Source organism: Enterococcus sp. DIV0901a, assembly GCF_051711525.1.
In the GTDB taxonomy this organism is placed as follows: domain Bacteria; phylum Bacillota; class Bacilli; order Lactobacillales; family Enterococcaceae; genus Enterococcus_B; species Enterococcus_B faecium.
Genome location: NZ_JBIOMW010000001.1, coordinates 416,004 through 435,000, shown reverse-complemented (window position 1 = coordinate 435,000; position 18,997 = coordinate 416,004). Strand labels below are relative to the sequence as shown.

13 protein-coding genes and 1 rRNA gene are annotated in these 18,997 nt (G+C 37.6%); 5 read left to right on the top strand and 9 right to left on the bottom strand.

What is annotated here, in order from left to right; all coding sequences use genetic code 11:
* Positions 1 to 331: 331 nt before the first annotated feature.
* The 4 genes from IGL70_RS02070 to IGL70_RS02055 form a co-directional block, all read right to left on the bottom strand.
* Positions 332 to 1,892: ribosomal RNA gene (locus IGL70_RS02070) — 16S ribosomal RNA — on the bottom strand.
* Positions 1,893 to 2,563: 671 nt separating this feature from the next.
* Positions 2,564 to 2,920 (bottom strand): Spx/MgsR family RNA polymerase-binding regulatory protein, encoded by a 357-nt coding sequence (locus tag IGL70_RS02065; protein WP_002286247.1) that lies wholly within the window; start codon positions 2,918 to 2,920, stop codon positions 2,564 to 2,566.
* A 13-nt stretch (positions 2,921 to 2,933) separates the two neighbouring features.
* Positions 2,934 to 3,344 (bottom strand): Spx/MgsR family RNA polymerase-binding regulatory protein, encoded by a 411-nt coding sequence (locus tag IGL70_RS02060; RefSeq protein WP_002286258.1) that lies wholly within the window; start codon positions 3,342 to 3,344, stop codon positions 2,934 to 2,936.
* A gap of 346 nt (positions 3,345 to 3,690) precedes the next feature.
* Complete coding sequence (locus IGL70_RS02055) at positions 3,691 to 5,877, bottom strand: ATP-dependent helicase (RefSeq protein WP_002286261.1); 2,187 nt, start codon at positions 5,875 to 5,877, stop codon at positions 3,691 to 3,693.
* 217 nt (positions 5,878 to 6,094) lie between these two features.
* Here IGL70_RS02055 and IGL70_RS02050 point away from each other — a divergent pair, with 217 nt between their 5' ends.
* On the top strand, positions 6,095 to 6,778 hold the full coding sequence (locus IGL70_RS02050; RefSeq protein ID WP_002286265.1) for a YoaK family protein: 684 nt from the start codon (positions 6,095 to 6,097) through the stop codon (positions 6,776 to 6,778).
* An 80-nt stretch (positions 6,779 to 6,858) separates the two neighbouring features.
* On the opposite strand, the gene IGL70_RS02045 is transcribed toward IGL70_RS02050, so the two are convergent.
* Both IGL70_RS02045 and IGL70_RS02040 read right to left on the bottom strand, forming a co-directional pair.
* Positions 6,859 to 7,578, bottom strand: a complete 720-nt coding sequence (locus tag IGL70_RS02045) for a deoxynucleoside kinase (protein WP_002321450.1) — start codon at positions 7,576 to 7,578, stop codon at positions 6,859 to 6,861.
* Positions 7,579 to 7,890: 312 nt separating this feature from the next.
* The gene (locus tag IGL70_RS02040) at positions 7,891 to 8,097 is read right to left on the bottom strand and encodes a hypothetical protein (protein ID WP_002286271.1); all 207 of its coding nucleotides are present in this window, start codon (positions 8,095 to 8,097) and stop codon (positions 7,891 to 7,893) included.
* Positions 8,098 to 8,342: 245 nt separating this feature from the next.
* Here IGL70_RS02040 and IGL70_RS02035 point away from each other — a divergent pair, with 245 nt between their 5' ends.
* The 3 genes from IGL70_RS02035 to IGL70_RS02025 all read left to right on the top strand — a co-directional run bounded on the left by IGL70_RS02035 (position 8,343) and on the right by IGL70_RS02025 (position 11,107).
* Positions 8,343 to 8,945 (top strand): accessory gene regulator B family protein, encoded by a 603-nt coding sequence (locus IGL70_RS02035; RefSeq protein WP_002296063.1) that lies wholly within the window; start codon positions 8,343 to 8,345, stop codon positions 8,943 to 8,945.
* 140 nt (positions 8,946 to 9,085) lie between these two features.
* Positions 9,086 to 10,366, top strand: coding sequence for a sensor histidine kinase (locus IGL70_RS02030; protein WP_002325307.1), 1,281 nt, complete (start codon positions 9,086 to 9,088; stop codon positions 10,364 to 10,366).
* A gap of 12 nt (positions 10,367 to 10,378) precedes the next feature.
* The gene (locus IGL70_RS02025; RefSeq protein WP_002286278.1) at positions 10,379 to 11,107 is read left to right on the top strand and encodes a LytR/AlgR family response regulator transcription factor; all 729 of its coding nucleotides are present in this window, start codon (positions 10,379 to 10,381) and stop codon (positions 11,105 to 11,107) included.
* Between the two features lie 68 nt (positions 11,108 to 11,175).
* Here IGL70_RS02025 and IGL70_RS02020 read toward each other — a convergent pair whose 3' ends face one another.
* Complete coding sequence (locus tag IGL70_RS02020) at positions 11,176 to 12,702, bottom strand: zinc ABC transporter substrate-binding protein AdcA (protein ID WP_002327458.1); 1,527 nt, start codon at positions 12,700 to 12,702, stop codon at positions 11,176 to 11,178.
* A gap of 158 nt (positions 12,703 to 12,860) precedes the next feature.
* Here IGL70_RS02020 and IGL70_RS02015 point away from each other — a divergent pair, with 158 nt between their 5' ends.
* Entirely contained in the window at positions 12,861 to 14,135 is a 1,275-nt protein-coding gene (locus IGL70_RS02015; RefSeq protein WP_002298490.1) for an AI-2E family transporter, read from the top strand.
* Between the two features lie 59 nt (positions 14,136 to 14,194).
* On the opposite strand, the gene treC is transcribed toward IGL70_RS02015, so the two are convergent.
* Positions 14,195 to 15,823, bottom strand: coding sequence for an alpha,alpha-phosphotrehalase (gene treC, locus IGL70_RS02010; RefSeq protein WP_002349850.1), 1,629 nt, complete (start codon positions 15,821 to 15,823; stop codon positions 14,195 to 14,197).
* Positions 15,824 to 16,276: 453 nt separating this feature from the next.
* Positions 16,277 to 18,988: an FtsX-like permease family protein gene (locus IGL70_RS02005; RefSeq protein WP_104874030.1), complete on the bottom strand. Its 2,712-nt coding sequence runs from the start codon at positions 18,986 to 18,988 to the stop codon at positions 16,277 to 16,279.
* Between the last annotated feature and the right edge of the window lie 9 nt (positions 18,989 to 18,997).

Genomic DNA, 18,997 nt, shown 5'->3' with positions numbered 1-18,997 from the left:
TTGGGTTTTGATCCTTCTTCTAGCGATAGAAGTTAGATCAAGAAAATAAGCAATTGAACTTATTAAAAAACTCTATCCAGCTCACAAATCAGCCTGTACGGCAAAAAGATCGATCGTCTCATAAAATCAAAGATTTTATATAGCCGTCCGCCTATTTTGCTTCAGGCTAAACAATTTGTTCAGCTTTCAAATTCAACGCGGTGTTCTCGGTTTGTATTACTTACATTTACTTCAAATATCCAGTTTTCAATGAACAAAAGTGTTTGAGAGTAAACCTCTCAAAACTGAACAAAGTAAAAACAAATTGTGTAGTCTCCGTAATATTCCTTAGAAAGGAGGTGATCCAGCCGCACCTTCCGATACGGCTACCTTGTTACGACTTCACCCCAATCATCTATCCCACCTTAGGCGGCTGGCTCCAAAAAGGTTACCTCACCGACTTCGGGTGTTACAAACTCTCGTGGTGTGACGGGCGGTGTGTACAAGGCCCGGGAACGTATTCACCGCGGCGTGCTGATCCGCGATTACTAGCGATTCCGGCTTCATGCAGGCGAGTTGCAGCCTGCAATCCGAACTGAGAGAAGCTTTAAGAGATTAGCTTAGCCTCGCGACTTCGCGACTCGTTGTACTTCCCATTGTAGCACGTGTGTAGCCCAGGTCATAAGGGGCATGATGATTTGACGTCATCCCCACCTTCCTCCGGTTTGTCACCGGCAGTCTTGCTAGAGTGCCCAACTGAATGATGGCAACTAACAATAAGGGTTGCGCTCGTTGCGGGACTTAACCCAACATCTCACGACACGAGCTGACGACAACCATGCACCACCTGTCACTTTGCCCCCGAAGGGGAAGCTCTATCTCTAGAGTGGTCAAAGGATGTCAAGACCTGGTAAGGTTCTTCGCGTTGCTTCGAATTAAACCACATGCTCCACCGCTTGTGCGGGCCCCCGTCAATTCCTTTGAGTTTCAACCTTGCGGTCGTACTCCCCAGGCGGAGTGCTTAATGCGTTAGCTGCAGCACTGAAGGGCGGAAACCCTCCAACACTTAGCACTCATCGTTTACGGCGTGGACTACCAGGGTATCTAATCCTGTTTGCTCCCCACGCTTTCGAGCCTCAGCGTCAGTTACAGACCAGAGAGCCGCCTTCGCCACTGGTGTTCCTCCATATATCTACGCATTTCACCGCTACACATGGAATTCCACTCTCCTCTTCTGCACTCAAGTCTCCCAGTTTCCAATGACCCTCCCCGGTTGAGCCGGGGGCTTTCACATCAGACTTAAGAAACCGCCTGCGCTCGCTTTACGCCCAATAAATCCGGACAACGCTTGCCACCTACGTATTACCGCGGCTGCTGGCACGTAGTTAGCCGTGGCTTTCTGGTTAGATACCGTCAAAGGATGAACAGTTACTCTCATCCTTGTTCTTCTCTAACAACAGAGTTTTACGATCCGAAAACCTTCTTCACTCACGCGGCGTTGCTCGGTCAGACTTTCGTCCATTGCCGAAGATTCCCTACTGCTGCCTCCCGTAGGAGTTTGGGCCGTGTCTCAGTCCCAATGTGGCCGATCACCCTCTCAGGTCGGCTATGCATCGTGGCCTTGGTGAGCCGTTACCTCACCAACTAGCTAATGCACCGCGGGTCCATCCATCAGCGACACCCGAAAGCGCCTTTCAAATCAAAACCATGCGGTTTTGATTGTTATACGGTATTAGCACCTGTTTCCAAGTGTTATCCCCTTCTGATGGGCAGGTTACCCACGTGTTACTCACCCGTTCGCCACTCCTCTTTTTCCGGTGGAGCAAGCTCCGGTGGAAAAAGAAGCGTTCGACTTGCATGTATTAGGCACGCCGCCAGCGTTCGTCCTGAGCCAGGATCAAACTCTCATAAAAAGTTCGAACAACCTTGCGATTGTTAAGCTCAATTTGTTTGCTAGCATATTGCTTGCTTGTTAAAAATGTTTGTTGTCTTGAATTGAATCAAGACGCCCTACACATTTGGTTTGTCTTACTTTGTTCAGTTTTCAAAGGTCTACTTCATCGAGAGTGTTTCCCGATTCGTTTTTGGCTGCCGTAGCAACTTTTATATCATATCAGAGAGACAAGCGATTGTCAACTCTTTTTTAAAAGTTTTTTCGATTTCGTTTTTCGAAATCTTTCAGCAACTCATTTATCATAACTTATCATTTGTTATTTGTCAAGAATTTTTTTGAAGTTTTTTTCGATAGAATCAAGCTTCGCAAGTGGTTCTTTTTTAACGACTCAGTTATCTTATCATGTCATTTCTAACATGTCAACAACTATTTTATATGTTTTTTAAAATACTATTTTATTGCTTTGCTACTTAAAACAACAGAAATGAATATATCATGTAAATTTACACATGTCAATATATTTTTAACTCTATATCCCCACCTAGATTTGAATTTTGACCACATAAATTGAGCATGTCTCTATAGTAGAAAAATAAAGTCAAAAAAAGAACACATAACACGCTTGATGCTAAGTGTTCGACTGTTACAACTGTATGAAATGCTCAGTGACTTGATTAAAACAGTTAAAGTCTATTTATTTAAGATAAGCTGTTCCATCAACTGCTCATTGTATCCAATAAATAGAACTTCATCGATAATAATCAAAGGACGTCTGAGGAGATTGGTATGTTGTGTGCATAAAAAAATCAGTTGTTTTTTTCCTACACAGGAAAGGTCAATCGCAATGTTGTGAAAAGCCTCAGACCAAGTCGCAAATAGCTGTTCTGCTTGCACTTCTTCAAAACTGCATAATTCTTCTGCTTCTTCTGTACTTAGATCGCGTTCTTCTAAGTCAACAAATTGATAAGGCAATTGATGGTGTTCTAACCATTGTTTCGCCTTCAGACTTGTTACACAGTGCGCTGATCCATAGACTTTCACTTCCACGAAGGCTCCCTCCCTATGAATTTAAGATGTTATTGTTTTGTAAATAGATCAGATTTCTGGCAACACATCGAATTTCACGAGGGACAAATGACCGGATCTCATCTTCATTAAATCCGATTAGTATTCTTTTTTCATCAATCAAAATAGGTCGTCTCAATAATGAAGGATATTCTTTGAATAAGACGATCATTTGCTTTAAAGTTAATTCGTTAAAATCTATGCCCAGCTTTTCGTAAATTTTCGACCGAGTGGAAATAATATCTTGAACTCCTCCTTCAGTCGCTGCCAAGATCTTTTTGATCTCACTTTCTGTTAACGGTTCGGCAAAAATATTCTTCTCTTCAAATTCAAGTTGATTCGCTTGCAACCATGCTCTTGCTTTTCTACAGGAAGTACAGCTAGGCGAAGTATATACTTTTATCATTTTCTCACTCCTTTTTAATTATAATCCAATTCTACAGTAATTTCTTTTAAAATACCAATTATTAGCTAATAAAATATAAAAAAAAATCAAAATAACTGATTATTTACGTTTGAATAATGAGAATTATTCTATATATTCTCTATTTTGATAATAGTATTCTCATTTTCAAAATAAATAAGGGAGGTGTGACAAAATTCTTGTCACACCTCCTTTTTCCGAATAAACGGTGTTCCAGAAATAGCTTCTTCGAAAATAAGCTGAAATTTCACAAAAATTTGAGAAGCAATTTTCGTACATTCCATCTTCTTTCTTGAAACTGACCACTTCTGTCACACCCTCTCTTCTATCACTTTCCTTTTTTCACACGACTCCCGGTTTCTTTGATAAATCTCGATACTTTCAATTTTCTTGAATTTTTCATTTGAGGTACACATAGATACAGACGATTTCTTGCTCTAGTCATCGCAACATAAAATAGTCTTCGTTCTTCTTCTATCGTCGTCACTGGTTCTGCTTTTATTTCATTAAAGTCGATTACTTTCTTTTCTGTCGCTCCGTTATAAGGCAAACTTCCTTCGTTACAACCAATCAAAAAGACATTTCGGTAACTAAGACCTTTACTTTTGTGAATGCTCTGGATACATAGCGCATCAAGTTTTCCTTGTCTGTAAGCAATCAAGCGGGTTTTTAATTCTTTAGCTGTCGCTTGGGTTTCTTGCGATAAGGCTTGGAGTCTTCTGAAAGTAGCATGCTGCTTTACTTCTTCTCGTATCCATTCTTGATCACTCTGGTCGATTTCCTTAGCTATACGTGGCAGATGAAGATAGCTTTGAACAAGCGAATAGATTTCTTGATGCTGGTCTGTTTTACGCAACGCTTCCTCAAACTCTCGGATTTCTGCAGATTTCGATTTTAAATTGGGGCTTATCGACAAAATATAATCTGCAACGGCTATATTTTGATATTTAGGAGAAAAGTATTGATCGCATTCACTTTTTTTCAGGTAGCAGTCTGCCATCAGCTGCCGGAGCAATTGCTGGTAGGCCTGATTTTTCTTTTGCAGATTCAGTGCTGTTTGCCAATGAACAATTTTTTGATAGAAATGTTGGAAAGACTTGATACCAAAGATACCTTCATATGGACTATCTGCTTCCAGTACAAAAGGAATATTCGTTTTCAGCAGAGATTGGACAAGCTGCTGCGTTTGTGAAGCTGATCGGTATAATATGATTGATTCCTTATATTTCCCATTTTTTTGAATAAATGTCTGAATTTGTTTGATTAGCCACTGACTTTCTGCTTTAGTATCAGAAAACAAATAGGCTTCCATAACGCCTGCTTCTTTTTGTGCTGGAATCATCGCCTTTGGTATCCGATCATTTTTATTATAGCTGATCAATCTATTTGCTCCTTGGACAATAGCTGCCCGAGAACGATAATTAGTTAATAAGAAAAGAGTTTTGGTAGGATATTCTTTTTCAAAGTTCTTGATGTATGCTGGCTCTGATCCTCTGAATCCATAGATACTCTGATCATCATCTCCAACAACAATCAACTTGATCCTGTTTTCCTTTGTCATCCGTTTCACGATTTCCCATTGAAGTGGATTAGTATCTTGAAATTCATCAATGAATAGATAATCATATTTTTGGCCGATATAATGCTGGATTTCCTCATTCTCCAAAGCGCTTTTCAGATTTTGGAGTACATCATTGAACTCTAGCAATTGCTGGCTTCTTTTTTGTTCTTGGAGTTCCGTGAGCAATCCATACAGTCGTTCTGATATCGGCTGTCGTGCATTCTTATCAATGGAATCATATTTTTCTTTAACTAACTGAACCATTTCTTCTACTGAAAGGTTCATATTCTGCCAATAGTCTAACCGAGAAGCAATCGTTTTTTCTCCATATTGATCAAATATATAAAGATTATATTTACGTATCAGCTGTTGCAAAACAGCATTCACTTTTTGTGCAGTATCCTTTGAAAAGTCTCCTTGTATTCCTTGCATTGCTACTTCAGGAAATTTTCGACAAATTTCATTGTATATCCTAAAAAAGATACTATGGAATGTTCCGATATGGACAGCGGTTTTTCTCTGGCTGAAATTATCTACTCGTTTTTTTAGTTCATTTGCAGCGTTCCTTGTAAAAGTGATCATTAGTATGCGTTCTTCGTCTACTTGTTTTTGCGTCATCAGATAAACAGCTTTTGCACAGATTGTTTGCGTTTTGCCGCTCCCAGCTCCTGCTATGATTCGAAGATGTTTCTTCATATCATATGTGATAGCTGCTTTTTGTTCTTGATTGAAGCGATTATAGGAACGTTTCTCCATCATTTTAAAGAAAGAGCTGTTTCCTTCACTTTCTTTTACTTGTACTTCTTCCTCAATAAGTCCGGGTGCTTCGCCATAAGCCGCTTCATAGGTAGCAATGATTTCTTCTTGTAGCCGAAAGACTTGTTGAAGCTTTTTATACTTGTTCTCCCAGCGTTTCAATTCTTTTTGTAATCGGAGAATTTCTTTTTCATTCAACTGATTGATTTCCTTCCCATCTTTCTTCTTTGAATTTGTTTATTTCAAGTTGGTTATTTAAAGTTTCGTTGTCTATTTTTTCTTTATACTAACAGACCTTTCTAAAAATGAAAATGGGAAGCGATATGATTTTGGTTTTCTGAAAATTTTTCCTTTTTTTCAATCGTTTATGCTAAGATAAGGAAGACAAAAATATTCATAAAAGGTGATGAAAAAAATGCAGACTTCCTTTCACGAGGGGCGTACAATAGGACTTTTGCTGACATTTATCGGAGGAGCCATGGACAGTTATACTTATATCCAATATGGTGCTTTTGCCTCTGCTCAAACTGGCAATATCATTCTATCGATCATTCAAGCATTTGACGGAGAATGGCTAAGTGTTGGTAAAAAAGTATTGTCTACCCTTTTCTTTTTCTTAGGGATTCTTCTAACAAAGTATCTAATTGATTATTTTAGAAAAAAAGAAAAACATTTCTGGCGCTTGTTTGTTCTATATTATGAAGCAGTGATTTTTTTCTTTGTTAGTTTGACACCCGTCCATGAGCATCCCGCATTAGTAACGATTTTGATTGCTTTTACTGCATCGATCCAGTGGGTAGCTTTTGATAAAATCAACGGGCGTGCCTACACTAATTTATTTACAACTGGAAATTTAAAAGGGGTAGCAACGAACTTATATGATTATTGTATTTCTAAAGAAAAAGCAGATTTTGATCGATTTTTCCACTATCTAAGTGTCGTTCTTGCCTTTATCGCAGGAGCTATTGTCCTTGTTTTCTGTCATCATCTGTTTGGCGCCCATTCGATTTTGATCGTTTCCATTTTATTTTTGATCATGGCCCTCACTCAGACATTTCATTTATGGCAATTTTATCATACGAATCGGTTCACTATTTGATCTCAATGAATCAAAAAAACTAAGCAAGATGCTGCTCACAGAGAAATATCTGCGAGTGAGCAATTTGCTTAGTTTTTATATTATTTAGTTGTAAAGATACCCTTTGCTTTCGGGTTATTTGTAGTGTAGCGGATCGACTGGGCATCTGCCTCTTCTGTCATTTTCTTTGCCCGCATCTTGATTTCTTGTACGATTTGTTCTCCACATGCCGGATCGGCTACGAAATCATATTTGTCCCCATCAATCACTATTTTGGGACATATATCAAACTGTTCATACCACTCTTCGTATCGTCGATTGAGTTCTTTATAGTAGGAATAGAGTTCAGGATCTTGTTCTAGCTGTTCATATTCCCGGCCTCTTTTTTTGATTCTCGCTAACATAGTTTCAAAGGATACACGAATATAAACCAGTAGATCTGGTTTCTTTTGTGGCGAAATTTCTTCTAACTCCTTCAGCATCGTTTCTAAAAGACCTTCATACTGCTTTACTTCTACTTCAGAAACACGCCCTAAATCTGCATTCAAATGAAACAGCATACTATCTTCGTAGATGGAGCGGTCTAGTACATTGTCATCATGGCTGAAAGCATCTTTGATTGCCAAAAAGCGTTTGTTCAAAAAGAAAATCTGTAATAAAAAAGTATACTTTTCTGGATTAGAATAAAATAGCGGCAATACTTCATTATCTTCCACGTTCTCATAAAAAGGTTTTGTTTCTAAATCTTGGGCAAGCATTTCAGTCAGTGTGCTTTTCCCTGCACCGATCGTTCCTGCAACAATGATCACAATTATCGGCATCCTTCCTGTAATAAAATCTGTTCTTCATTTTACTACTTCATTTATAGAAATAAAAGCCTTGACTTTATCTGCTCCTTAAAAGCTACTTCTCTAAAAGTAGCCAAAAGTAACTCCTATTCATGAAAATAAAGGCTGTGACAAAAGTCTTGTCGCAGCCCTTTTTTCAAATAAACAGTATTCTCCTGCCAACACCTCGGTCACAAGTGGCAATATTCATAAAACATGAAAAGCTGTTTTTTAACATTATTCCTTGTAACTCAGAGCTAAACGGAGACTCACAACCTCTTTATGCTCTCAACATTTTATCTGTTTTTATTCTTCTATTGTACTTGATTTGCGTACAACTAACTGCCAGTGCAGATTATGAGCGGTATCATTGTCTTCTACTGCGCATTTCATGACACGTATCATCACACTATTTTCATAGATTTTTTCTATTTTTCCTTTTATTGGTGATTCAAATAAATCAGATTTAAATGCATATGTTTCGCCGACTTCAAACAATTGTTCATTTTCCATAAGAATCCCTCCATCACCTTTTATAAGGTCAGTAATTTTTTTAACATAAATCACTCGAAAAAGCACAAACTTGTCATAAAAAGTACTTTTCGTATCAAAACTGTCACTTTTTTTGGTAAGGTTCTTGGAAAACGAAGATTTTTTTAGGAAATCATGACGGTTTTGATGTCAAAACCACTTTTTATGAAACAAAAGACGTTTTTTATTTTTTTTAGCATAAAATTTGTGGTGGAGGTACGTATGAGATGAAAGATAAAGTTGTGAACAAATTATTAGAAGCCTTATTCAGCGGAGACAAATCGGAAGAAGATATGGTGTATGTCCAAGTAAAATTTGCCTTAGAAGTTTTATTGAATAATCTTGGAAAACTAGCGGTCGTTCTAGTCTTTTCTCTGGTGACAGGCTCATGGGCGGAAACAGGAATCACCTTTCTTTCTTATATATGCATCCGCAGATATGCTTATGGATTGCATTCCGACTCTGAATTCGTTTGTCTGCTGTGGACACTACTTTATTTATGGGGCGTTCCCTTGGTGATGAAACATCTGCAATTGACTATCTCCTTCCCAATGATGGTCTTTTTGTTAATCAGCTGCTTTTTGTTACTGCTTCGCTATGGATCAAGAGGTACAGCAATCAATCCCATTGAACCCGAGAAACGTCCCCCATTATTAAAGAAGGCGATCAGCATGTTTCTAATTTTTTCTCTCATTACTTTATTTTTCTCAGCTTCTTACTTTTCTACCTATTTGCTACTTGGGATTGTTTTAGAAATAGCTACGTTGCTTCCTATTACAAACTACTTGATGAATTTTGGAGGAATCTTTCATGAAAAAAACAATCATTAAACAATTAACTAACTTATCTGACTTTTTTGTATCTGGCTGCTGCTTTGGTATGAGTTCTGAATTCAAAATCCCTGAAAAATTAAAAAAATAATACGCTAATTGTGCTATAATTTGGTAAAAATCAATGGGAGCTGTACTTTATGTTTTTATGGTCCATAGCGTTGCAATATTTGATTTACACAATTTGTATCTTATTGATTGACCATCACATCCGATACAAATATCTGTTTGCGGGAGTCATTCTGATTTCTTGTATTTTGATTGGATGGGTCTATTCGATTTTAGGGATTTTTACTGCTCTAATTGCTATAGGAATGCTGATGCTTACTTTTTTCTTCTTTTCGACTTCGCGTCAACAATTGGTTTACGCGCTTCCTTTTGGGTTATTGACGTCGCTTTTAGGAGATCACTTAACAAGCATCGGCGATTTTTTTGTTTTGAAATCTTCGGTTATTGAACCAGGAGATTCATTGCAGTATTTTCACATTGCCTTATCCGCTTTTTTATCTGCTTTATTAGCTTTTTGTTTTAAAAAATCGTTAGAGACTTGGTTTCACACTGTGGACCGCCGTATGATCGGTACGATCGGGACATTGATATTATTTACATACTATATCATTATTTTTTATACCCGTTTTTCTGGTGAAACACCTGATGTCTTAGCTTTGAATACGAGTTTTTTCATTCTATATCTGTGTGTTGGCCTGATCATCTTGGTTTATTATTGGAAAATCTCTAATAAGAAATTAGCTGATCAGTTATTAGAGCAACAAGTCAGGATGCAACAGGATTATATCAAAGATCTAGAAAAAAACTATCAAGACTTGAGAGAATTCAAACATGATTACCAAAATCTGCTTTTTTCTCTTCACAGCTATATTTCAGAAGGCGACTTAGAAGGATTACGGTCTTATTATGATCAAACGATATTACCTACACGCCAGATGATGAACCTTTTTCCGGCCAATCTAAGTATGTTGGATAATATGAAAGTTCCTGAGATCCGTAGTTTACTGTCATTAAAACTCATGATGGCACAGGAAAAAGGGTTGGTCGTCCAGCTTCATTTTCCTGAGCCAATCGAACTGGATACGAAACATACGGTAAACCTTGTACGTATGCTTGGTATTATCTTGGACAATGCGATTGAAGGAGCTAGTGCTGCAAAGAAGAAAAAAATCGAATTGACCATACTCAAGAAGAATCATTCCGTGATGATTCGTGTGATCAATACAACAACAAATACATTGCCGTTAAACCAGTTGAAACAAAAAGGGTTCTCAACAAAAACAAATCCAAAAAACGAAGGCCTTGGCTTGTTTATCTTGGATGAATTGACAAAGACCAATCCTTATCTTTTCCTTGAAACATCAATTGAAAACCAGCGTTTTTCTCAAACGATTTATATACAAATAAAATAAAGGAGTAATGATATGATTCCCATTTATATTTGTGAAGACGATCCAAAACAATTAGAAGTTTTATCAACGGTGATCAAAAATAGAATCATGATTGAAAACTTAGACAGTTATGTCCATATTTCTACCTCTGATCCGGAAGAACTTCTCAATGCAGCCAAGATCAGAACTTCTTCTTTTGGTATTTACTTTTTAGATATCGAACTAGAAGACAGTGAAATGGATGGTGTAGCGATCGGTAAATTGATCCGTGAATTAGATCCTTTAGGAAAAATAATCTATGTGACTTCCCATACGGAAATGTCGATGAAAATCTTAAAAAGCAACATTGAACCGACTGATTATATCGTCAAAGAGGATCTTTATGATTTAAAAGAAAATGTCGAGCATATCCTGAGCAAAATTTTCGAAGATTTTCAAATGTCCCAGATCCAAAAAGATATCTTCAAAATAGAGTTTAATGATGAGATCAAATTTTTACCGATCAAAGACATCCAATATTTTTCTACTTCGCTAGGAGCACCACATAAACTGGAAGTCCATTTGACTCATGCCCAATTACAATTCTATGAGAAGATCAAAGAAATCGAGAAAATGCATCGGAATTTTATCCGTTGTCATAAATCCTATGTTATCAATACACAAAATGTGCGGTCGATTAATAAAAAAACCAGAGAAGTCACGTTGGCAAACGGCGAGACTATCCCAGCCTCTATCCGTGGATTAAAGAAATTGATTTCATAAAAAGAACCGAATAGTTTGGACCGACTAAATGACCAGCCGATCCAAACCCTTCGGTTCTTTTTTGCCTATCAGTGCAAAAGCATTTCCTGTGCAATTTCACGTCCATCCATTGTATCTGGATAAAATGTTGGCCAATTCTCCATTTCTTTCAGCAATGCTTCTTGACTTTCATTTCCTGCATATAAATGAAAATGTTCGGAGTCAGCCGGTGCAATCGTGTGATCACTGAATTGAATATATCTAAAAGCGCCACTTTCCTTATCTTCTGCTTCGAATAGATACCTTACGCCACGGTTGCCTGCCTCGTAGGACAAGATTTCTTTCCCTACATAACGATAATTTGAACGTTTCGTTGTTCCATCCTTAAACGTAAATGCCATCTCTTTCTCACTGATCTTGATTGAAGCAATATCTGTTTGATAGCCCTTCGTATAATATTCTTTATATTCTTGTGCTGTCTTATCCTGATTCAATTTTTCTTTATATTCAAAAACAGGATCAAAAGTCCCATCTTCTACATACGTATCTACTGTCTGCCAAGTTCCTGCCCAATCTGAAAGAGAGCGATCTTGTACATCCTCGTCTTCGAAATAACCGTTATAGACGCTCTTTTCTTTTTTGGGGGTCAAAGTATCTTCTAACGGGTTTTCTGTCTCTGTCGTTTTTTTCAACGCTTCGAGGTTTGATTCCATGATAGAAAGATAGTTTTCTCCATTTTCTATTTGTTCATTCGTCAATCCTTCCAAAGGATTCAATACTTCTAAAGATACACCTGCTTCGTTTGCTAACGTTCTGGCAATACTATCTTTGGCGTTTTCTTCAAAATAAATATAGTTGATTCCATGTTCTTTAACAAAGTGTTTCAGTTCAGCAATTCTCGCCGCAGACGGTTCTTCACTAGAAGAAAGACCAGCAATCGATACTTGATTCAATCCATATTCTAATGCCAGATAGTTGAATGCAGCATGTTGCGTGACAAAAGATCTTTGTTTTGCTTGCTTAAAGGTTTCTTGATAAAGCTGATGGAGTGCTTGAAGTTTCTCGGTATAGGCTGCTGCATTTTTTGTCCATACTTCCTGTTTTTCTGGGTAAGCTTCAATCAGCTGATCACGTATGTTTGCTACCTGCTTGATTGCTAAACTTGGAGCTAGCCATACATGTGGGTCTAGCTCATGTGTATGGCCTTCTTCCCCGTGTTCATGGTCATGATCATGTCCTTCTTCACTTCCCGGAAGTAAAAGCATACCTTCTGTCGCTTTTATCGTATGGACATTGCCTTCTTGTAATGTTTTTTGGATTGCGGGGACCCATGTTTCCATGTTTTCATCATTATAAACAAAGATATCTGTATCTTGGATCTTTGCCATGTCTTTAGCAGAAGGTTCATAATCGTGGGAATCAGTCCCTGCTGGAATCAATAACTCTACTTCTCCTTCATCCCCGACGATTGCTTTTGTAAAATCATACATAGGATAAAAGGTCGTCATCACGCTCAATTTTTCTTTACTGTCCTCGGCTTTCCCACTTGCCCCGCCGCAAGCAGTTAACATACCTGCTAAAACCAGCATGGCCAATATACCTATCAATCGTTTCATTTATGACACTCCTCTTCTCATCTTCTTTCATTTGAATGTTCCGATTCGCCTTTTACAAACCGTAATAGTTACGTTTTAGCAACAGGATTTAATTTATCATATGGTTAAAAGAACTGTCAAGCGTTTTCTTATTTTAATTGATGAGAAAGTTTATATGAATGATTGACGATATTTTTGCAATCAACCTCTATCATTTTCCTTTTATACCCGCTTTTGTCTATAATGAAGTTATAGATAAAGGAGGAAAAAGAGTGAAAAAAGAAACAGATACAACGAATCGTTTGATCCGCTTTTTAGGAGGAAAAACCTCTTACTATGTTTTAGGAATAGTTATCTTACTTGCGCTGATCATTTATTTTTTCCATCAGATCTCGTTTATATTCAAGCCTGTCGGAATCATTATCGCTACTATCTTGCCCCCATTATTGTTTGCACTGATCTTGTATTATCTTTTGGAACCAGTCATCAAACGTTTGAGCAAGCACCTTTCGAGGAACTTGTCAGTCATTATCGTTTATGTGATTATTTTATTTTTATTGGGGCTTGGAAGCGTATGGCTTGTTCCTTTTCTTGAAGAACAGGCAAAGACATTGATCAGTAGTTTGCCAGATTTGTTTCAAGATTTTCAAGAGAGTCTCCGACAATTTTTAGAGAAAACACCTTTTGCCGATTCATTTAATCAATTTTTCGCTTCTATTGACGACGTGACGTCTGATATAGCTGGATTTATTGGAAATTATTGGGAAAGTGGCGCACAACGGATCAGCAACATTTTTTCAACTGTTACAGCTATTTTTATTACTTTATTTACTGGTCCAATTGTCGCTTTTTTCCTTTTGAGAGATCCTCAAAAATTTTATCAGTCAGTTTTAGCGATTGTCCCACCAGCATTTCGTACAGATTTTAAAAATTTGACAAAGATTGCTAATCAACAATTGGGTTCATTTCTAAAGGGGCAAATCATTGCTTCATTTATCCTTGGAGCAGTCTACTGGGTTTGTTTCTTACTGATCGGATTAGAATTTGCTAGTGTTTTAGCTATTTCTGCTGGGTTGTTATGTATCATTCCATATATTGGGCCGTTTATCGCCTTCTTTCCAGGTTTGATCATTGCATTCCAAGACTCTACTTTTATGGCTGTCAAATTTGTCATTGTCTGGTTTGCCGTACAACTTCTCCACGGTGACTTGGTGATTCCTCGAGTAATGGGTGATCGTTTACAGATCCATCCGATTACGATCTTAATCGTTTTACTTGTCATGGGTGATCTAATGGGAATTGTGGGCGTTATTTTTGGTATTCCTATCTATACGTTAGTCAAATTACTCGTTACTTTTATTTTCCGTAAATTCAAACAACGCTACAATAAATTTTATGGCGATAAAGGAGAGTATGAAAACTCTTCATTTTCTGAAGAAGATTATTTTAAATAAAACACAAAACGTCGATCTTACGAGAATAGCTCGTAGGAACGACGTTTTGTGTTTTTGTTTTAATTTTTCAGCAAAGCAATTGCCTGGTATGGTTTTAGCTCCAGACTTTGATGAAGAACAGTATCGGAATAATTATCGATAAGAATATTGGCTTCTGTGAATCCTTCTGGGATGGTGATCCTTGTATCTTTATCATAGAAATTTGTTAATACAAGCAGCTGCTGTCCTTCAAATTGGCGAAGAAAGCCATAAACTTCCGGATGATTTGCTTCATAAGCATGATAATCTCCTTGTGCAACGATTGGATATGTTTTTCTCAGCCGAATCAATTTCTTGTAATAGGACAAAATAGAATCTTCAGAAGATAGTTCTTTTTCTACATTAATCTCTTCTAGCTTGCCTCCAACTTTTAACCAAGGTTTCCCTGTAGTAAATCCTGCTTGTTCTGTGTCTGACCATTGCATGGGTGTTCGAGAGTTATCGCGAGATTTTGCTTTGATCCGACGAAACGCTTCTTTTTCTGTGAATCCTTGTTCAAGGAGTAACTTATAAGCATTCAAACTTTCTACGTCAATATAGTCGGAAATCGATGAATAGTCTGGGTCGATCATGCCGATTTCTTCTCCCATATAAATATAGGGCGTCCCACGGTTCAAATGGATCATGGTTGCTAGCATCTCTGCTCCTTGTTTTCGATACTGATCGATAGCTACAAATCGATTGAGCGCACGTGGCTGATCATGATTATTAAAAAATAGAGCATTCCAGCCGTTACCCTCACTCATCTTTTCTCCCCATGTATGAAATAGTCGCTTTAATTCTGCAAAATCAAATGGAGGAGTAGACCATTTATTCCCATTTTCATAATCGACTTTCAAATGATGGAAATTAAAGACCATTGATAATTCTTCTCTACTAGGTTCTGTATACAAGATACAATTTTCGATCGTCGTAGAGCTCATTTCACCGACTGTGATGATAGTGGAATCCGTCCCAAACGTTGCTTGGTTCAATTCTTTTAGATACGTATGGGTGATTGGTTTGTCCGTATATTCAGGTTTGCCATCATTTTCTTTATTATTTTTCAATTGTTCGTCTTTACCGATAACATTGATAACATCGAAACGGAATCCTTTTACCCCTTTTTCCATCCAAAAACGAACAACTTTGAATAGTTCCTCTCTTACTGCTTGGTTCCGCCAGTTCAAGTCAGCTTGTGTCCGATCATATAAGTGCAAATAATATTTCCCCGTATCTCCAAATGGCGACCAAGCACTTCCACCAAATTTTGATACCCAATCCGTTGGCTCTTCTCTTAAAATGAAGAAGTCCTGATAATGCTGGTCCCCTGCTAGTGCTTTTTTGAACCATTCATGTTCTGTCGAAACGTGATTCAGCACCATATCGAGCATGATTTCTATCCGGTATTTCTTTGCTTCGGCTATTAGCTGTTCGAATTCCTCCATCGTACCAAAGATAGGATCGATGGCTGTGTAATCAGAGATATCATAACCGTTGTCTTTTTGAGGGCTTGGATAAATAGGGTTTAGCCAAATCATGTCGATGCCTAGATCATTCAGATACGGGAGTTTTTCTTTGATTCCTTTTAAATCTCCAATTCCATCACCATTACTGTCTTTGTAAGATTTGGGATAGATTTGGTAAATGACTTTGTCTTTAAATGTCATGGATATTTACCTCCATTCAACTGATTTATTACCTACCGCAACTTATATATACAAGTTATCATTTATTATTATAACTGAACCGAAAGCGTTTGTAAAATTTATCTTTATACATTCTAAGAGGTCTGTTGCCCAATAAAAAACAAGAGATCAGACATGTATTTGTCTATCCTCTTGTTTAAAATAGCAAAATATTCTTGTTTCTTCTATAAATGGTGTTCAAAAGCTTTTATCTACGGCAATCAGTCTTCTCAAATGTAAAACATGAGGAGCTAATTTTATTTGAGTATTCTTTTTGCTCGATGCAGGACGGCTTTTTTACAACCTCTGATTCATGGTGTTCAATTAGCAGCTGTCCTTCGGTATTAGCTCAAAAAACGGCAAAATATGAGAAACTATTTTGCCGTTTGTTTCTCTAATACTCAGGTCAAACCGCTGATTTCACAACCTCTGTTTTTATTCATTCGATTTCAACGCATCAATCATATCGATATGCTTTAATTTGAAATGGGTAACAATCATCACAATAACCGTAAATACGATAGTTAATCCTGCTGATAAGACATAAGCCCACCATGTGATCACTAATGGAAAGATGACATTCTCCATAGACGCTTGTTGCAAGATGAAGTCAGTCAATATATATCCTACACCAAATCCTCCGATGATTCCTAAAAGAGTAAAGATGATATTTTCTCGAACAATGTACATCGTGACTTCTTTATCAAAAAATCCAAGGACTTTTATTGTAGATAATTCGCGTACACGCTCGGAAATATTGATATTAGTTAGATTATACAAGACGATAAAAGCCAGCAGTCCTGATAATACGACAAAGATTAAGACAACCGAGTCTAAGTTCGCCATTGATTCTTCTTGCGTTTCGATTTGTTTGGACATGAAAGACGTATTTGTCACAGCGTCTGTGGCAAGCAGTTTCTCGGAAAGCATTTCTTCTTCTTTTGTTGTCATCTTATCTGTACGCAGCAAAAATGCATTATCCATCATCGATTGATCAGTAACTGAAGCATAATATTCAGGGGACATATAAATAAAGCTACCTAGATAGTTTTTCACGATTTCTTTTACTTCGACTTTCCATTCTTTTTGATCTTCATCATAAAGCGAAATATGATCTCCTGTAGATAAGTCAAATAGTTCTGCTGCTTTTTGCGTAATAGCGATTCCTGTTTTAGGCAAGGAGCGTGGGTTCTCTTCAAGATCAGTTAAATGGATAAAACGATCCAAATCAGCTGTTTTACTTGGTACGATCACTGTCAGACTTTGCGAAGCATGTCCTTTTTTTCTCAATTCTACGGTTTGAGTATGAATAGCTAGGATCTCATTTACTTTTTCTTGCTTCTGCAGCATATCCGCTGCTTTTTGACGACTATCTTCCGTGGATGAATCCAATGTAACGATTGCTTGATAGTCAATGATCGGTCCAAATTGTTTGGCTGAGACAGAACTTAGAGAATCTTTCAATCCCACGCCTGCAACCATCAGCCCGGCACATCCAGCAATTCCGATAATCGCCATAAGCATTCTTGACTTATATCGGAAGAGATTTCGGTAACTGATTTTTTGATTAAAGCTAAGGCGTGACCACAGCGGAGTGATGTATTCAAGAAAAATGCGTTTCCCTGGCTTCGGTGCTTTCGGTTGAAGCAATGCAGCAGGCCGTTCTCTTAAATCTTTGAATAAAACGATCATTGCAGCGCCAAATGCGGCAATGAAGAATGCGGCAGCTGCTTGTAAAATCGGCGACCAGTCATAAAAAATAAGCGCACTCCCAATATCATACCGCTCGTTAGACAGCTCAAAAATGATCCTTGGCAAAAGATTCGTTCCTAATATCGTTCCTAAAACAATGCCTATCCCTGAGGCTAGACTTGCATAGATTGCATATTTTTTTGCGATTTCAACTTTCGTATAACCTAACGCCTTTAATGTCCCGATTTCCCTGCGATTTTCTTCTACCATACGTGTCATTGTCGTAAAGGTGATCAATGCGGCAATAAAGAAAAAGAAAACAGGAAAAACATTGGCAATCGCAGCGATACGATCAGACAGATCACCAAATTCTTGAAAACCGACATTTTCTGAACGTTCATTGTATAGGTATGATGGTTTAGTTAAATTTTCAATTTTTTCTGCATTTCGATTCAATTCTTCCTCTGCAGAGGCCAGTTCACGTTCTTTCTCAACTAATTGCCTTTCTTGTTCAGCAAGTTGAGCTTCTTGTTGAGATAATGTTTGAACAGCGATTGTTCGTTGCGCTTCAGGAAGCTGCTGGATAGCTGCTGACTGTTGCGCTAACTGTTTTTTAGCATCTTCTAACCGTGTTCTTGCTTGCGTTGTTTGTGCTTTGCCATCAGCTATTTTTTGCTGTGCCGGTTCTAATTCTTCGTTGGCCGATTTTTTCAGCTCTTCTAAGCGTTCTTCAGGGCGATCTTGTAAATACTTTTCTATCTTTTCTTGATTTTGCTCCATTTTATCTTTGTAAGCTTTGCTGTACGTATTCAAATTCTTTACGTTTGTAAAATCAAGATATAAGACAGAATAAATATCTGTTTTAAAAACGGATTCAGGTAAATAGACAAAATAATCGACGCTACCATTTCCGACGTTCGCGTATCCTCTCTCCAAATTGTTGATGAACAATGGAGAACGGACAAAGCCCGTGATGGTATACTCTTTTTCTTTCAATTCATCTGAATCAATCTGATAAATATCACCGATTTTATACCCTTCATCTTCCGCTTTTTCATCCAATACAAGCTGGTTTGGTTTTTTCGGGAGTTTTCCATCAGTTAATTGTAGCTTGTTCTGCTTGTTATTTTTGTTATAAGAAAATATTTGAATCACTTCGTTTTTGCCAGTATTGGAATAATAGATCTGTTTTCCTGTTTCTACTTTTGCATCTGGGATCTTTTCTGCTTGAGCAATATCTTTTTGTGTCAAGCCACCAGTAGAAACGATTTGCAAATCAGAAAGTCCTGCTGTACCAACATAGTGATCCATCGTTTTTTGCATGACAGGTCCAGCAGTTTTGACACCTACAAATAAAAGTGTTCCTAGCATGACAATAAGGATGATTGCAATGAATCGTCCTTTAGATTGCCGAATTTCGCGAAAACCTGCTTTAAGATATGTTCTTGTTTTCATAAAATCCCC

What these genes read in the sequence shown, in the direction of transcription:
- IGL70_RS02060 (WP_002286258.1), bottom strand. Translation starts at nt 3,344, where the DNA reads ATGATAAAAGTATATACTTCGCCTAGCTGTACTTCCTGTAGAAAAGCA.
- IGL70_RS02050 (WP_002286265.1), top strand. Translation starts at nt 6,095, where the DNA reads ATGCAGACTTCCTTTCACGAGGGGCGTACAATAGGACTTTTGCTGACA.
- IGL70_RS02045 (WP_002321450.1), bottom strand. Translation starts at nt 7,578, where the DNA reads ATGCCGATAATTGTGATCATTGTTGCAGGAACGATCGGTGCAGGGAAA.
- IGL70_RS02040 (WP_002286271.1), bottom strand. Translation starts at nt 8,097, where the DNA reads ATGGAAAATGAACAATTGTTTGAAGTCGGCGAAACATATGCATTTAAA.
- IGL70_RS02035 (WP_002296063.1), top strand. Translation starts at nt 8,343, where the DNA reads ATGAAAGATAAAGTTGTGAACAAATTATTAGAAGCCTTATTCAGCGGA.
- IGL70_RS02030 (WP_002325307.1), top strand. Translation starts at nt 9,086, where the DNA reads ATGTTTTTATGGTCCATAGCGTTGCAATATTTGATTTACACAATTTGT.
- IGL70_RS02025 (WP_002286278.1), top strand. Translation starts at nt 10,379, where the DNA reads ATGATTCCCATTTATATTTGTGAAGACGATCCAAAACAATTAGAAGTT.
- IGL70_RS02020 (WP_002327458.1), bottom strand. Translation starts at nt 12,702, where the DNA reads ATGAAACGATTGATAGGTATATTGGCCATGCTGGTTTTAGCAGGTATG.
- IGL70_RS02015 (WP_002298490.1), top strand. Translation starts at nt 12,861, where the DNA reads ATGATTGACGATATTTTTGCAATCAACCTCTATCATTTTCCTTTTATA.
- treC (WP_002349850.1), bottom strand. Translation starts at nt 15,823, where the DNA reads ATGACATTTAAAGACAAAGTCATTTACCAAATCTATCCCAAATCTTAC.
- IGL70_RS02005 (WP_104874030.1), bottom strand. Translation starts at nt 18,988, where the DNA reads ATGAAAACAAGAACATATCTTAAAGCAGGTTTTCGCGAAATTCGGCAA.